The organism is Spirulina sp. CCY15215 (assembly GCF_016888125.1).
Lineage (GTDB): Bacteria > Cyanobacteriota > Cyanobacteriia > Cyanobacteriales > Spirulinaceae > CCY15215.
The window spans coordinates 38,451-54,176 of sequence record NZ_JACSWA010000555.1 but is presented as its reverse complement, the minus strand read 5'-3'; the positions used below and the strand labels follow the sequence as shown (position 1 = coordinate 54,176).

Genomic DNA, 15,726 nt, shown 5'->3' with positions numbered 1-15,726 from the left:
AATTATTGATAATTAATAACTGTTTGTTTCACGCCCCATTCGTGCATGGCATCAATTACAGGTTTTAAACTTTGACCCAAGGAAGTGAGAGAATATTCGACCTTGGGAGGAACTTGCGCGTAGACTTTTCGATATATGATGCCATCAGCTTCCATTTCCCGCAATTGTTGAGTGAGCATTTTTTGGGTAACTCCTACTAAAGCCCGTTGCAATTGACCAAAACGCTGAACCCCGATAAATAATTCTCGCAAAATCAAGACTTTCCAGCGCCCGCCGATCGCCTTTAACGTGATTTCAACGGGACAATTGACCTTTTTCTGACTGGTTGGTTGTGCCATAGTATCTTTTTGGGTACTACCTTACTTTAAAGTGCATACTTTTCAAAAGCACTGTACCTAGTATAAAGTTTATATAGACGAAAAACAAACTGTTGCGCTTTGTCTTTAACAAATTTGGAGGATATTAATTATGATTACAATTCGTAAAGCGAACGAGAGAGGCCATGCCAATCATGGTTGGTTAGATACCTATCATACATTCTCTTTTGCCAGCTATCAAAATCCAGAACATATACAATTTAGAAGTTTGCGAGTCATCAATGAAGATCGTATCGGTTCAGGAGCCGGATTTGGAACGCATGGGCATCGCGATATGGAGATTATTACCTATGTTTTAGATGGTGCATTAGAACACAAGGATAATATCGGCAATGGGTCGATTATTCAGCCTGGAGAAGTGCAGAGAATGAGCGCGGGGACGGGGATTTTGCACAGTGAATATAATCACTCTAAAAACGATTCTGTCCATCTCTATCAAATTTGGATTATACCCGATGAAATGGGAATTCAACCCAGTTACGAACAGAAGAGCTTTCATGTCGAAAAAGACCCCGGAAAACTACATTTAGTTGCAGCAAAAGGAGGTAAAAATGGGGCTGTTACGGTGCATCAGGATATGGGATTATATGCAGGGGTTTTAAAAACTGGCGATCGCCTTTCTTATGCCCTCGATCGCGATCGCTACGCTTGGATACAAGTCGCCCGAGGAGAGATTACCTTAAATGGAATAGCTCTAAAAACCAGCGATGGGGCGGCAGTTAGCGAAGAAACAGATCTGGATATCGAAGCCAAAGAAGATGCCGAAATTTTGCTCTTCGATCTAGCTTAATTTTGAGTAGATAAACGGAGAATGAAACCTTTCTATTTTCATTTTCCTTTATCTGACTCTCTACTTCTGCACCTCTATCTCAACCAATTCTCCAAATCCTCAATATTAATAAAGTTACGATCGCATTTGCGGGAGAAGGTGACGCGATGCCCCATTTACGCTAAATTAAAACTTTCCCGTACCCACTTTAAGCAAATAATGAGCGCTTCTTCTTTCAGCCAAGCCATTCCCATCGAAACCATTAAGTTTAACGATCGCGGCCTTGTCCCAGCGATCGCCCAAGATTATCTCGATGGTACCGTCCTAATGATGGCATGGATGAACCGGGAATCCTTGCAGAAAACCCTCGCAACGGGAGAGGTTTGGTACTGGAGTCGATCGCGCCAAGAATTGTGGCATAAAGGGGCAACTTCGGGGCAGATCCAAAAAGTTCGCTCTCTGCGTTACGATTGCGATAGCGATGCCCTCTTGGTTACGATCGAACAAGTCGGCGATATTGCCTGTCATACCGGGGAAAGAAGCTGTTTCCATCAAGTTGAAGGCAAAAAAAAAGCACCCCCCGCAGATACTCTCTCGGGATTGTACGACACGATTTGCGATCGCCGGGATAACCCCAATGAAAATTCTTATACTTGCAAACTCTTAGCTGGGGGAGATAATAAAATCCTGAAAAAAATCGGTGAAGAAGGTGCAGAAGTAGTCATGGCTTGTAAAGATGACGATGCCGATGCGATCGCCTCAGAAGTCGCAGACTTGTTTTATCATACCCTTGTTGCCTTGGCTCACCATCAAGTCGATATTCGGGATGTTTATCGCAAATTGGATCAAAGAAAAAAATAAAGATGGGAAAATTCGCTATGTTAAATATCGTTTGATTCTAGGCGATCGCGGCATAGATTCTGGGGTTATATCGGGGGAAGATTGGCAAAAACCTTGGTTGCAAAAGCGTCGCCCTGATGAAACCAGACCAATTGATTATCGATGTAACTCGCGTTTTGAGAACCAATAACCCACCAGTATTCCTAAGACACTAGCGGTCATATCCAGCAAACTAAAGGTACGATAGGGAGAAAAGGACTGGAGATACTCTTCAACAACAGTAAGGATGCCAAAAATAAGCGCAAATAAGGGGATACGATAACCTATTATTGTTAATTTTCTACCCAAGAGAACGCGATCGCCTAAATAACTGGCGGTTCCGTAAAGAATAAAATGACCGAGAAGATCGTGATAAGGAATATGACCCAAATATCCCGGTAAGGTATTGGTATAAGCGAGAAAACCAATACTAACTAAAGTTGCACCATAAATCGAGGCCGCCAATAACCAACCAAAACTAAGAGAGTTTTGTGCTTTCATGATTAGAAGTCAAAATGGGTTTTTGTTTTATTTTGACTTCTGACTTCAAGGCTTCTTGTAGCAATTTCGCAAGCTGGGAAGGGGAATTTGCAACAGGAATTCCGGCGCGATCGCAAGCAGCTAATTTTGCTTCTGCCGTACTTCCGTGAGCAAAAGATGTCGAACATCGTGAGAGAATTAGCTTTGTCGTATCTTGAGAGAAAGGCATGATTGGCACAAAACGCCCAGAAACATAAACGAAAATTGGTTTCTTAAAATGAGGAGGAATTAAATCTGCGGCTTCCTCATTCCCCATCATCGCCGATTCAAGTAAGGCGATCGCCTTGGTTTTGCGATCTTTTGCTAACAGAGTTAACCAGTCAGAAAACCCCGATCCGATCGCCTCACCATTCCCCAGATCGATAGCGATAGACTGACCGATCCCCCCCCGAGTCAATTCCCAAGCCACTTCATCCAGTAAACCAGTACTGCGACCGATCAGAGCAACATTACCAGGAGTATAACAACGCGCTTCACAGATGCCCAGCAAAACCCTTTCCGGGACAATTATCCCAGCACTTCCTCCACCTAAAACTACAGTTTTGTTCGCTTTCGCCTTACGAAATAAGCGCATCATATCTAAAGGAGGAATATGATTAGTGACTAAAATAAGGCGGGGAATATTAGCCGCCATCGCCTCTAAAACAGCATCGAGAATTTGATTGGGAGGAACAAAAATAATTGACATATAAACCGTCTCAACTTTCGCGATCGCCTCCTCCACCAAATCGAAAACGGGTACCCCTGCAATCTCCTCTCCTCCTCGTCCAATGCCCACTCCGGCCACAATATTTGTTCCATAATCTTTCATTTTGGCAACAGCATGAATGGCCAAAGGTTCAGTAATTCCTTGGACTAAAATCTTTCGCGATTGCCAATTGTTCATCGATAATTGTTCATTGTTCATTTTTCATTGTTAATTAATAAAATTGCTGCTTCGGCATTATTAGTCCACTGGATCGGGAGTTGTTTGGGCTGAGAATTCATCACCTCACTGTCACCACCGCGCAGATAAACAACAATTTTAGGGGGTGTTTTGTAAGATTTTAAACTTTGTTGAGGACGAGGAGAACGTCTCTGTTGACGAGACTGTGCCGCCGTTGGGCGTTCGTTGCGATCGTCTCCCCCTGGTTTCGAGATCGGACGAGGGGAAAAGTCCAAGACCGAAGCGATCGCCGCTTCGATAATCTTCATTCTATTCTCTTCCCAAAGGATATCCAGGAAAATAAATTCCGTCTCTGGCGCTGCTAACAACGCCTCTAAACCCCGTTCGAGTTCATCTTTGAGGTGATAGTCAGAAAAGAATTTTCCGTAGGTTTTTGCCCCAATTATTTGACAATTTCTCGGTTTTTGCTTCTGCTGGTAGAGTAAATCCCAAATCGTCGCCGCTACCCCTTCCCCATCGCAAAGAATACCGATGTTTCCTTGAGGATTCTGCCATGTTAAGGGTCGCCGCGTCGCGATCGTAGAGCGATTATTGCCATTTTCCCGCAATTGTGCCAAATCGAAGAGATCGGGATGATAAATAGCGGCGCGATCGTTCACCGTCACTTTGCCATCTAAAGCCATAATTTCACCATTTTCCGCGATCGCCAAAGGATTAATTTCAATACTGTCCAAATCTTTGAGAATTGCCAACCCATACATCTTCTCAACAATATCACTCACCGGAGAAACGAGTTTCCCTTGCAAGCCGATTTTCACCGCCAACCGCCTCGCATAAAACGAGGAAAAATCATCTTCTACAACTACTTTTTGCATCCCAGATAATAAAGCCTCGACATCCATTCCTCCTCGCTTCGATCCCAGTAAAACCAAACGTTGCAAGCGATAGTCAAAGGTGATGGCTAAAAATAATTCCGTTTGCGCTTGGTAGCGTGCTTCCGCTAAAAGTAATTGGGGATATTCTCCGACAATGGGGAGATTTAAAATTGCTTGGGCTGCGGCGATCGCATCGATGGTATTCTCCACAAAGCGAATTCCTCCTGCTTTTCCTCGTCCCCCTGTCCGTACTTGGGACTTCAAAACGACGGGATAAGGCACTTGTAATTGCTTGATTTCTCTGGGGTCATCAATCAATTGAGAAGGAAGGACGGGAATGCCGACTTCACGAAATAAGGCTTTAGCTTGATACTCGAGTAAATCCATTGAACAATTTAAAAGGCAACACCCGATTAGGTTTTGACGGAACACCCATTCTGAGGAAACCTCAAAATTGCGAGATGTCTGTCTCGAATCGCATAAACTAACATTACTAGCTTTTTCTAGAGAATTTCATCCCCCCCGTGGCTATGGTGGTTAAAACCTCAGTGCGTCCTCTCGATCTAAACCAACTCGAAACCCTTCTCCAGCAACGTTTACAAGAAAAACTGGTGGAGATTTCGCCTTTGCAAGTCAGTTGTTTTCTCAAAAAAGATGCCCTGTTAATGGCTATCCAGCATCCTCTCCCTGCTTTAACTCACCCCAAACGGGCTTTTCGCCTCATGGAAGCGGTGTTTCGGGAGCAAAATCTACAATGGCGCTATCGCGGTTTGATGTGCCTGAAAGTTCAGGGTGGCGATCGCCCTTATGCGTTTACTCCCTGTACTGAGGAAGCCCCTAAAAATGACATCGCGACCCAAGTTAAAGCCAGTACCCCGGAAGGTATTGCTGAAAGTGAGCGCGTTTTTCCCCCAGTGAGGGAGGAGGCAATAGTGGGGGAAGGGGCAAGAGGTAACAGGAAACAGGCAATAGTGGGGGAAGGGGCAAGAGGTAACAGGAAACAGGCAATAGTGGAGGAAGAGGCAACAGGGAAGAGGGAAGAGGAGTTTGTTGATTATCCCGATGAGGAAATGACTCACCCCGATCTCGATTTTGATTTCTCTCCGGTGGATGAAGAGGAAGATCCCAATGATTGGATGCAGCAAAGTTATACTAAAACCGCCGAACCTTCTCCTCACCTCGAGAAAATTTGGGTGGGGGTTATTGGGACGGGGGTTGTTTTGGCGATCGCGGTTTTTTTCGGTACGTTATATGGCCTGACTCGCCCCTGTGTATTGGGAGGTTGCGAAACAATGGAGGTGGCTGAGGAATTAGCTAATAATGCCCTGGAAACACTCCAAGACCCCCCCTCCGGTCGCGCTATTTTACAGGCACAGCAGCAAATGCAGCAATCGATCGCGCTTTTAGAATCTATTCCCAGTTGGTCGGGAAAACATGGGGAAGCGGCAAATTTATTAGTGGCTTATCAAGGCACAAAAGATGGCTTAAAAGACCTCATTTCTGCCCTACAAATTGCCTCTCGCGCCGCAGAACTCAGTCAAAATCCTCCTTTACCGGCTTCTCAATGGGCGGCGGCTAAACGGACTTGGGAGGAGGCGATCGCGGGACTGGAAAAAATTTCTCCCAATAGCGAGTTTTACCGCTTTGCCCGCAAAAAAATCGGTGAATATCGCGCTAATCTCGATATTGTCAGCCAACGTTGGGAAACGGAACAAAAAGCCTTGGAAAGTCTTGAAGCTGCTAAGGAAGCGGTTAAAATTGCCGAGGTGCGTCAGGGAATTGCTCAATCTTTGGAGGATTTACGTTTAGCTGATTCTACATGGAAAACGGCGATCGCCCGTCTTGAATCTGTTTCTGAGGATAGTCTCTCTTATAACAGCGCCCAAACAGAATTAGCGGCAATTTTACCGAAAGCAAAGGAGTCAGAAGACCGCAAAAATCACGAACTTTTTGCCACTGAGGCCTATAATCAGGCAGTGCAGTTTGCAGAAAAGGCGCGATCGGCTCAACGGCGCAATCGTTGGACGGATGCGGTTAGTCATTGGCAAAGTGCGGTGAATTATATCAAGCAAGTTCCTAGTGATACTTTTAGTTACGGTAAAGCTCAATCTCTGAATAAAGATTACAATAGTTCTTTAACAAGAGCAGAAGGTAGTTTAAAGGAAAATATTCAAGTGCGGCAAGCTCGCCTCGATCTAGATGCAATTTGCAATGGAGAACTTATCTTTTGTGTTTACTCAATTAATAATTCGGTTATTTCTGTGCGTTTAACTCCCAGCTATATTGAAAGGGTTCGCAAAACTGCGATCGCGGCTCGAGAGGACAATGATATTGACGCTCAAGCTGATATTATGGATCATATTTTCTCTCTCGAACAAGCCTTAGAAAAAGTTAGTGATAATGCTGGCATTCCCCTAGAAATCTACACCACTGATAATGTTAGGGTAAAAACCCACAAACCCCGATAAATCAATTGTCAAATGAAGCATTACGATTGTTAGAGGAAAAACCAAAAACCGACTTTACAGATTAGAAATCAATTTCAACGAGTCCTAAGCGCCGATCGCGTAAAATCATCAAAGAAGCGGAATCGGGACGAGTGCGAAGAAAAGAAACAAATTGTTGAATATTTCTGATGCGATGACGACCGATCGCGACAATGCGATCGCCTGGTTTTAAGCCCGATCGCGCTGCTGGAGAATTGCGTTCAATGCCTACAATTAATAAGTTGGGGGTGAGGGAAACTCCCAAACGAATATTATTATTATTTGGTGCATTATTTGGCGATCGCTGTTGTTGAGGTTGCCCTGTAACAGTAGCAGGGGGATCCCGTCGGGCAATATCTGAAGCGGAGGCAATGCGATCGCGACTCCTGCTGATAAATTCTCTCACTGCGACGGCGTTGGTGGCAAATCCGATCCCCACGTTACCTCCCCGGCGATCGGGGCTGAGAATGGCTTTATTGACCCCAATTAGTTCGCCTCGGGAGTTCAAGAGGGGACCGCCAGAATTCCCTTGATTGATGGCTGCATCGGTTTGCAGATCCCCATCAGCAGCAATACGGCTGAGAATGCCTGTGGTAAAGGTTCCCGATAAGCCAAAAGGAGAACCGATCGCGTAGACTTCTTGGCCGACGCGAATGCTATTAGAATCAGCCAATTGTAGAGTAGGAAAGCGATCGCTACTGAGAATTTTCACTAAAGCAAGGTCTTTAGGGCGATCGAGGGCGATCGCTTGTCCGGCATATTCCTTTCCCTCGCTATTAATCACAACAACGCGACCTTGCGGGGCATTTTCAACTACATGAGCATTAGTGAGAACTAACCCGTTTGCGTCGATGATACTTCCAGATCCCGCAGTGCGTCCTACGGTGATGGTAACAACCGCAGGGCTGGCTTTTTGGTAAACATCAATGCGGACTTGTTCGTTATCGTTAAACTTTTCGGGAACAAAAGCTAGGGGCGCACCGATTACAACAGGGGCGGTTGCGAGTAAACTGGCGAGGATGAGGGCGATCGAAGAGATAACTTTCATGGCTGGGGGATTGAGGAGAGATTCTCTTATATTATTACTTTTTTAACTCAAGTTGCTAGTTAGAAGAGCAGATGAAATTTTTACAAAACTGAAATGCACACTATTTGCAGCAAGTTAATAGCGTTAAATTCGTATTGTTACGGTTTTGATCTGCCAGGGAGAAATAGATGTTATATCCCGATCGCTTTGAGGAATTTCAAGGAGGTTGGTAGAAGAGGCGATCGCCCAGTTTAATTCTCCTTTCATTTCGATTTGTGCGTCTTTTCCCTGACATTCATAACAGCGCAGAATATAAGTTTCGAGATCATCCTCACTGGGTTTAAGTGCCATAAGAATGAGATTTTTTGCGGATAAATTTAATAAACTTCCTTCTGAGAAAAGTTTGGGATTCTGGTTGGGTTTTTCTTTATTCTCCCATTCTCGCACAATCAAAGGTAAATTCAATTCATATCCCTTACGGACTGTTGCTGCAACCTGCCAAGAATCGCGATGAGGATACAAACAATAAGTAAAATGATGTTGACCGCGATCGGCTTGTGGATCCGGCCAAACGGGGCTTTTTAAAAGGGTTAAACGCAAGCAATTAGGGCTACTATCATAACCATATTTACAATCATTTAATAAGCTAACCCCATAATCATTATCTCCCAAATCTGCCCATTTTAAGGCAGGCACTTCCCATTGGGCTTTTTCTGCGTCAGTTTTGGGTTTAGTTGTCCGAGAAATTACACCACAGGGAATTTCATAAGTAGCAAAATCTGCTTCTAGGTTAAGGGGAAATGCAGCTTTAATAAGAACATGAGTTTCTTGCCAGTCTACATGAGTTTCTATTTTTAAATAGGGAGAATTAAGATCGAGAATATAATCTTGAGAGAATCTAGAGTGATTGATTTTACGGACAACTCGGAGACGCGATCGCACTTCTCCACAGTCTAGCCATTCAATAGATTCAAGTTGCGGAGAAGGTAACTGATTTTGTTGATAATTAGGGTCAATATTCCACGCATCCCAATATTGCCTTTCTTCTTTAAATGCCTGTAGTTGATTGCCTTTTCCTTGTAAAACTTCTCGCTGGTTGCCTTTATCAAAAACACGGTCTAATTCTCCTGTTTTTGGATCGACTTCTACCCGCAAAATGTTATTTTCTAAAACATATTCTTCCTTGTTTTCTGTTTTCTGTTTTCTAACCGATGATGGGTGACGAATGAAGGGTATCAGCCAAAATAAGCGATAACCAATTGAGGGTATATTTTCCGCTAAGAATAGCAAGGTTTTCATCCCGTCTGTAGGGGTATTCAATTGAACATCTCTACAGGGTATTAATTGAGATTTGAGCAAGTTTCCTTGTCGATCGCAAACCTGCCAATTTTCTGAAGTAATTTGCAAGGAAATGACTTGCGATCGCCTCCAATTGAGGGAATTAAAAACAAGAATCGGTTTCCCATTGGGAAAAGGAGGATCTGGGTAGGAAATAGATTCGGCGATCGCCTCTAAAGCATCTGATAAAACTTTCTCTCCTGTGGCGATCGCCTCTTTCCATTCTTGGTTAGCTGTCACAAAGACTTCTGGGATCGAAGTACCTGGTAAAATATCATGAAATTGATTGAATAGCACTTGCTTCCATGCGTTTTCTATCGCTGTTTGAGGATAGTCAGAATTATTGATTATTTTTGCGAGAGTTGCAAACAATTCTGCTTCATATAATAATCCTTCACAACGACGATTAAAGTATTTTTGATCGGCATGAGTCGTATAAATACCGCGATGCAATTCTAAATATAATTCATCATTCCATGTTGGTAATATTGTAGGAGAATCGTGCAAAGAATCCAGATATTGCTTTGCAGTAGTAAACTCAATTTTAGGGAAGAAAGGAGAAGAATCCCAGCGTTGCTTGACTTCTAACATATCGCGAGTTGGACCACCACCATGATCTCCGACTCCTGGCAACCAAAAAACATCTTTAATTCCTGTTTTTTTCTCCCAATCAACCGCGAAATTAGTAATAGTAATGGGATTCGTATCCATGACTCCTGTAATATTGGGAGGAGACATTAAAGTTAATAGTTTTGTGCCGTCAGGAGATTGCCACCAAAATAACTCATGCGGAAATTCTGTACTGTCATTCCAGCGCAGTTTTTGGGTAACAAAATACTCTATTCCTGCTTGTTTTAAAATTTGGGGAAGTTGCCAACAAAAGCCAAAACTGTCGGTTAACCAAGCAACTTTGCTTATCTCGCCAAATTTTTCACGAGTGTAACGCTGTCCATAAAGTAATTGTCTAACTAAAGATTCTCCAGAGGGTAAATTCACTTCTGGTTCGACCCACATCCCCCCTAAAAGTTCCCACGATCCGGCTTTAATTGCCGCTAAAATAGCTGAAAATAGCTTCGGATGATGTTTTTCTATCCATTCATAAAGAGCGGGGCTTGTATGACAAAATGTTAAATCAGGAAAATCTTTTTGTAGGTTTAAAACTGATGTAAAAGTTCTTTTTGCAACCTGATAGGTTTCCTTTTGTTCCCATAACCAAGCCATATCGAGATGAGCGTGACCCATCATTTTAATACAGCGTTGTTTGAGAGATGCTGCTAAAGGTTGCAATTTTTGGCGGAGAGATTGGAGAGAATTATGGAAGCGATCGCGATCGCCAATATATCCCCAATCAATCTTCTCCATTTCTGCAAGTAAAATCTCTAGTTTATCTGGCTCAAAATTAGTAAGATATTGATGTAATACTGCTAATTCGTTGGCAACAAAACCAGGATCGATCGCCTCGTAAGCAGATTCATAAAGACAATGCGATCGCATTAACGCACCAATATCATGATCTGGACTGATTAAACGAATTGCAATCTTAAAAGTTTCCCCTGGAATCACTGCATCAGTTAAGAGAATACGTGCAGAAGAATCAAAGAGATCCCCAGCTTGAACAAATTTTTGATTCACAAAAATTTGTGCATCTTCACTCCACCAAGTTAAACAAAGTCGCAGGGCTAAATTTTGTAAAGTATAGCCATTCAAATGATTAGGAACAGTGATTTTTTGTACTAACCAGCGTACTTTTCTGCCCGCTTCCCAAACCAAATAACCCTTTTCATTGGGGGAAAATATTTGACCGGAAGTAGCGCGATCGCAACAATATCTATTTCCCGAATCATCAATATTAATCTCAAAATCTTCGGCAAAAACTGACCAATGACTCTGCACGTCTACTTGTGTCAGAGCGTGCAATTTCTCAATTATTTTTTCAAACTCTAAAATCATAACTTTTGCATTGACGGTAGGACAGATATTTGCAGTAAATTAATAAAAACTAGCTCGTCATTCTCTCATATATATAGAGATTATGTAGATAAAAATTGAATGCGGGGAATGAGAGGATCTTCGACTAAACCAACTCCGGTAAATCCCCAACGATCGATAATACTTTTTAATTGAGTTTGAGAGGCAGATTCGACACCAAAGCGATCGCGAATATCGGCTGCGTGGGTATTCAAATAACTTAAGGCTTCAAAATGTTCGCGAAATAGCAACAAAAATGCCGCCTTTTCATCATTGACTCGAGGACGAGCCACAAGATATTGACCATCGCTATGAGAACGAATCAGATAATGTATTTCCACCAATCAATTATCCTTAAACAATAAACAACGATCGCCAAAATAGAGAAGAATGCAAATTAGAGTTAAGCAGGGAAAAATCGCGGCTTGACATTCCATCGCTAAAAAAGTAGATAGGTTTTGCGCGGATAATCTGATCTATAATCTTAGGCGATCGCAACTTTGCAAATTTTAGTGTTTGTTTTGAAGACTGCGATCGCTCGTTGCCCAACCCCGCGCTAAATTCCCAGAGGTTCAGTAAGCAAAATGTTGCAGTGGCTCAAAAATCTCTCTCAACAACTCAGTCCGCAAACCTCCCCAACTGAGGATTCTAGCCCAGATGGAAACAGAGATGCGGATTTCGGTCAACCCTTGACCGACAAAGATTATGAATTTTTATTTACCCAGTTACTCGAGGGGATCGCTCACGGTTGGCAAGCATCGAGAGTAGAACGTTTTATTGCAGCCTTAGAGAACAGAGGCACTAAAGAAAAATGGGTTGAATGGCTACAGCGCTACGGGGCAAAAATTCTCGCCTCCCCTGCCCCAGAGCCTGCTCTGGCCGAACGCATGGTAGCTTTGGGAGAAATTACGCGATCGCTACCTTCCCTACAAAAACTTGGCGATACCGCAAGTGGGATCGGGCGCTTGCTTATGGCTCGAGAGAAAGGAGGAGATAGCGATACTTGGTCTTATGAGGCAACTTCTCCTCCCACGGTAGCGACTCCCGCAGTAGCAATAGATTCAACCTCTCCAGCAGAGCGATCGATTCCCTCTTCCTCTCCAGAAGAAAGTCAAGAAATCCTAACAGAAGGACTATCTTTTCCCTCTCCTTCTTCTCCTCCCCCTGTCTCCTCCGATTTCAGATGGGGAACCACCCCAGAAAATGGTGCCAAAACCATTACCCTGGACGAACTGTTAGTCAAGCTACAAGAAGATGGAAACTTGGTACAGCAAGTGGCTCAACGCTTGGGACTCGATAGCGAAGATCCCCAAGAAATCGTGCAGGAGTTGGTGAGACAAATCAACCAGCGTCAGAGCGCCCCACCTCCTGTCTCCTCCCCACCAGACTCGGAGGGAGATGAAGCGGAAATCGCCTTCAACCAAGGGGTAAAATTCTACGAAACTGGGGATTTTGAAAAAGCGATCGCCGCTTGGGATAAAGCCATTGAATTTAAACCGGATTATCATCAGGCTTGGGGAAATCGCGGTTTGGGATTAAAAAATCTCGGTCGCTACGAAGAAGCGATCTCCTCCTACGATCGCGCCATCGCCCTAAAAACGGATTTTCACAAAGCCTGGTACAACCGAGGCTTGGCTCTCGACGAATTAGGCCGCAGCGAAGAAGCCGTAAATGCTTACGATCGCGTCATTGAGATGAAACCAGACTTTTATAAGGCCTGGTACAGTCGCGGCAATAGTTTGGATGCCCTGGAAAAAAGCGAAGCCGCGATCGCCTGTTACGATCGCGCCATTGAATTGAAACAAGATTTCTACAAAGCCTGGTACAGTCGCGGGAATAGCTTAAAAAATATTCAACGTTACCAGGAAGCGATCGCCAGCTATGAGGGTGCATTACACCTTAAACCCGACGACTACGACAGTTGGTATAACCGAGGAGTCAGTCTTTTTCACCTGGGACGCTACGAGGAAGCGATCGCCTGCTATGAAAGCGCCCTAAACATCAAGCCCAACGATTACGGCTTATTCTGGCTCAGAGGCAATTCCCGCTTGGCCTTGGGAGACTATCTCGCCAGTCTCGCCGACTTCGATCGCGCTGGGGAAATTAAACCCGACTTCGAGAAAATTTGGGAATCTCGCGGACGACTTTTGGCAGAATTGGGACGCACGGAAGCGGCGATCGCCGACTACGATCGCGCCATCGCCCTCAGTTCCAACCCCGAAGCCTGGCACGGTCGCGGCGATTGTCTCAGAGGTGCCTATCGCTTTGCAGAAGCCCTCGAAAACTACGATCGCGCCCTGAGAATCGCACCGGACTCCGCCACCCTCTGGAGCGCTCGCGGGGCAACCCTGGTGGAACTAGAACGACCAGAAGAGGCGATCGGCAGTTACGATCGCGCCCTACAATTACAAGCCGATAGCTGGAAGACTTGGAAAGATCGCTCTAAAGCCGTTAAGCGATCGGGGGAACCAGATTTACTCTTGACGGCTTTAAGCCCCATCGCCCGCGCCTGTCCCAACCTCAACAAACGCGGCGCTGAGGGGGTTATCGCCAGCTTAGAACGAGGTTTGGAATGTCTGCCCCGCGATCGCTATCCCGAGGCTTGGGGAAGATTGCAGCAACATCTCGGTCAAGCCTATTATCACCGCGGCCTAAACACCAACGAACCGGGAATGTTTTGGCGCAAAGCCTTGAGTTGTTATGAAGAAGCCTTGCAAACCTTGACTCCTGAAGCCTTTCCCCTCCTGCACGCCCAGGTCTTGCAACAACAAATGCAAACCCACTTAGGGCTAGAAGAAAACAAACTCGTAAAATCTCTCTATAACACCGGTAGCAAACACCTGCAAAACGCCCTCAATGCTCCCGACTGTTCTGGGGAAAAACAACGCGCCTTGCTTCTCGCTGCCGCAAATTTTCATCGCTTAAGTGTAGACCTTGCCGTACAAGAAGGAGAACTGCTCCAAGCACTCCCTCGCGCCGAGCGGGGCAAAAATACCCTCTTCTCTGCCTTCCTCAATCTGCCCTTACTCCAAGAAAGTGGCCTTAAATGGACAGAAATACAACAATTATTAGGCGATCGCATGGCGGCCATTGTTTGGCACTTGGGTGATAACGGCTTAACCACCTTTATTCTCAAACCCAATACCCCAGAACCGATTGTTTTAGGACATACCCCCAATGTCGTTTTAAATGTCGTATTGAGTCCCTCCCTGCGCTCTCGGGTAGAACTCGCTAAACAAAGTAGCGAAGACTCTCTCTCTATTCTCCTAGAACTTTTGGGATTGGAAGGAGAGAGCAATACTTCCCTTTCCACTTATGGCGAACAAGCAGAATTAGAAGCAACAGAACCAGATAAGGGAGAAGCAACCCCAAAACCCGAAGCCGCAGACGAATATCGCGAAGCTCGCCAGCGTCTGTCCCAATTTGAAACTTGGTGGCAAACTTGGCAAAGGCGATCGCAGTCCCCAGCACTTCTATCGGAGCATTTAGCCGCAATGCTCGAAGAATTAGCCCAAATTTTGCGAATTCCTGGTTTGCTGCAAGAGTTTGAAAACGAGGATATTAATACCCTCCTGTTGATTCCCGATCGCGAATTGCATTTTCTGCCACTTCATGCCCTCTTACCCGATCGCTTTAACGTCACTTATTTACCCAGTCTCCAATTTACCAACTTCTCTGCCTCTGTCCCCAATAACGCAACTAACGCAACATTACCCGATCCTTGGCTCAAACCAAATGGCGAGATGGAAACTGCTTCCTCCTCCAGAGAGACGGGAAATACAGCCAAGCCGAAAATTGATGCCATTCTCAGCGCGGGCATTGAAAGCCAGGAGAATAAGAAAAATGAGGTTTTCTCCGCTTTACCTTATGCCACTCTAGAATCGGCGGTCATTTGCCAGGGGTTCTCTAACTCCCAGCATTTAACAAATCCCAAAACAGTAAAAGCGAAAACCCTTGAATCTCTCGCAAAAGGATATCGCTTTTGTCACCTATCAACAAATGTTACTTACAATTGTAAGTCTCCACAAAAGTCAGCGATTTTGTTTCCTGGAGAATCATCGTTAACATTGGCAGAATTACAAGGGCTATCCCTGAGCAGCATTGAGTTATTTGGGTTTTCAGGAGTAGAAACCCTTTGCGGTCAGCCGGTTGACTCTGCCGCGATCGAGCGTTATACGGGATGGGGAGCAGCACTGTTAGGAGCGGGAGTTACTTATGTTTTCTACCCTCTCTGGTATGTAGACTCCATCGCTCGTATTCTTTTCAGCAGCGAATTTTATCGCTGCTTGTCTCGTGGTTCAACTCCCCCCATCGCCCTCAAACAAGCACAACTCTGGCTGCGAACCGTAACCTATGGGGAATTAGTCTCTTGGTATGGCGATCGCTTGGCAGAATTGGGCAATACAGGCAACCCTAATCGTTTAGTATTAGAAGAAGCCGTGACTCGCATTCAAAGTGACCCCACGAAAATGCAGTTAACAACCCCACCTTATGCTCATCCGTATTATTGGGGAGGGTTTAAAATACTGGGCAAACCTTTTCAATAATTGATTATCAAAGAATCATCTCTCGCTATTTTTA

The 15,726-nt window shown here is 44.7% G+C and carries 12 protein-coding genes; 5 read left to right on the top strand and 7 right to left on the bottom strand.

The features are described from left to right. Positions 1–2 precede the first annotated feature (2 nt). A complete protein-coding gene (locus JUI58_RS19340) occupies positions 3–338 on the bottom strand; it encodes a helix-turn-helix domain-containing protein (protein WP_204105446.1) in 336 nt (111 codons plus the stop codon). 130 nt (positions 339–468) lie between these two features. Between JUI58_RS19340 and JUI58_RS19335 the strand changes: the two genes are divergently transcribed. From JUI58_RS19335 to JUI58_RS19325, 3 genes are all read left to right on the top strand, one after another. Beyond that, positions 469–1,167: a pirin family protein gene (locus JUI58_RS19335; protein ID WP_204105445.1), complete on the top strand. Its 699-nt coding sequence runs from the start codon at positions 469–471 to the stop codon at positions 1,165–1,167. 198 nt (positions 1,168–1,365) lie between these two features. Beyond that, entirely contained in the window at positions 1,366–2,007 is a 642-nt protein-coding gene (gene hisIE, locus JUI58_RS19330) for a bifunctional phosphoribosyl-AMP cyclohydrolase/phosphoribosyl-ATP diphosphatase HisIE (RefSeq protein WP_204105444.1), read from the top strand. Then, positions 1,973–2,176, top strand: a complete 204-nt coding sequence (locus JUI58_RS19325) for a hypothetical protein (protein WP_204105443.1) — start codon at positions 1,973–1,975, stop codon at positions 2,174–2,176. Before hisIE ends, JUI58_RS19325 begins: the two co-directional genes overlap by 35 nt. Here JUI58_RS19325 and JUI58_RS19320 read toward each other — a convergent pair. From JUI58_RS19320 to JUI58_RS19310, 3 genes are read right to left on the bottom strand one after another with little or no spacing between them, the layout of a single operon-like run. After that, on the bottom strand, positions 2,143–2,526 hold the full coding sequence (locus JUI58_RS19320; RefSeq protein WP_204105442.1) for a hypothetical protein: 384 nt from the start codon (positions 2,524–2,526) through the stop codon (positions 2,143–2,145). The two genes, JUI58_RS19325 and JUI58_RS19320, sit on opposite strands and share 34 nt — an antisense overlap. Further along, positions 2,504–3,451 carry a CoA-binding protein gene (locus JUI58_RS19315; protein WP_204105441.1) on the bottom strand — a complete coding sequence of 316 codons (948 nt, stop codon included), beginning with the start codon at positions 3,449–3,451 and terminating at the stop codon, positions 2,504–2,506. Before JUI58_RS19315 ends, JUI58_RS19320 begins: the two co-directional genes overlap by 23 nt. Positions 3,452–3,468: 17 nt before the next feature. Beyond that, positions 3,469–4,713, bottom strand: a complete 1,245-nt coding sequence (locus tag JUI58_RS19310) for an ATP-grasp domain-containing protein (protein WP_204105440.1) — start codon at positions 4,711–4,713, stop codon at positions 3,469–3,471. A 143-nt stretch (positions 4,714–4,856) separates the two neighbouring features. Between JUI58_RS19310 and JUI58_RS19305 the strand changes: the two genes are divergently transcribed. Continuing rightward, positions 4,857–6,794, top strand: coding sequence for a hypothetical protein (locus JUI58_RS19305; protein WP_204105439.1), 1,938 nt, complete (start codon positions 4,857–4,859; stop codon positions 6,792–6,794). A 61-nt stretch (positions 6,795–6,855) separates the two neighbouring features. Here the strand turns inward: JUI58_RS19305 and JUI58_RS19300 are convergent, their stop codons facing one another. The 3 genes from JUI58_RS19300 to JUI58_RS19290 form a co-directional block, all read right to left on the bottom strand. Continuing rightward, positions 6,856–7,860: a trypsin-like peptidase domain-containing protein gene (locus tag JUI58_RS19300; protein WP_204105438.1), complete on the bottom strand. Its 1,005-nt coding sequence runs from the start codon at positions 7,858–7,860 to the stop codon at positions 6,856–6,858. A gap of 123 nt (positions 7,861–7,983) precedes the next feature. After that, positions 7,984–11,127 carry an alpha-mannosidase gene (locus tag JUI58_RS19295; protein ID WP_204105437.1) on the bottom strand — a complete coding sequence of 1,048 codons (3,144 nt, stop codon included), beginning with the start codon at positions 11,125–11,127 and terminating at the stop codon, positions 7,984–7,986. Between the two features lie 80 nt (positions 11,128–11,207). Beyond that, complete coding sequence (locus JUI58_RS19290; protein WP_204105436.1) at positions 11,208–11,489, bottom strand: hypothetical protein; 282 nt, start codon at positions 11,487–11,489, stop codon at positions 11,208–11,210. A gap of 240 nt (positions 11,490–11,729) precedes the next feature. Between JUI58_RS19290 and JUI58_RS19285 the strand changes: the two genes are divergently transcribed. After that, on the top strand, positions 11,730–15,692 hold the full coding sequence (locus tag JUI58_RS19285; RefSeq protein ID WP_204105435.1) for a tetratricopeptide repeat protein: 3,963 nt from the start codon (positions 11,730–11,732) through the stop codon (positions 15,690–15,692). Positions 15,693–15,726: the final 34 nt, after the last annotated feature.

Bases quoted from the DNA above. Each gene is read 5' to 3' on its own strand.
- JUI58_RS19320 (WP_204105442.1), bottom strand. From the start codon at position 2,526: ATGAAAGCACAAAACTCTCTTAGTTTTGGTTGGTTATTGGCGGCCTCG.
- JUI58_RS19295 (WP_204105437.1), bottom strand. From the start codon at position 11,127: ATGATTTTAGAGTTTGAAAAAATAATTGAGAAATTGCACGCTCTGACA.
- JUI58_RS19325 (WP_204105443.1), top strand. From the start codon at position 1,973: ATGTTTATCGCAAATTGGATCAAAGAAAAAAATAAAGATGGGAAAATT.
- JUI58_RS19305 (WP_204105439.1), top strand. From the start codon at position 4,857: ATGGTGGTTAAAACCTCAGTGCGTCCTCTCGATCTAAACCAACTCGAA.
- JUI58_RS19310 (WP_204105440.1), bottom strand. From the start codon at position 4,713: ATGGATTTACTCGAGTATCAAGCTAAAGCCTTATTTCGTGAAGTCGGC.
- hisIE (WP_204105444.1), top strand. From the start codon at position 1,366: ATGAGCGCTTCTTCTTTCAGCCAAGCCATTCCCATCGAAACCATTAAG.
- JUI58_RS19335 (WP_204105445.1), top strand. From the start codon at position 469: ATGATTACAATTCGTAAAGCGAACGAGAGAGGCCATGCCAATCATGGT.
- JUI58_RS19340 (WP_204105446.1), bottom strand. From the start codon at position 338: ATGGCACAACCAACCAGTCAGAAAAAGGTCAATTGTCCCGTTGAAATC.
- JUI58_RS19285 (WP_204105435.1), top strand. From the start codon at position 11,730: ATGTTGCAGTGGCTCAAAAATCTCTCTCAACAACTCAGTCCGCAAACC.
- JUI58_RS19315 (WP_204105441.1), bottom strand. From the start codon at position 3,451: ATGAACAATTGGCAATCGCGAAAGATTTTAGTCCAAGGAATTACTGAA.
- JUI58_RS19300 (WP_204105438.1), bottom strand. From the start codon at position 7,860: ATGAAAGTTATCTCTTCGATCGCCCTCATCCTCGCCAGTTTACTCGCA.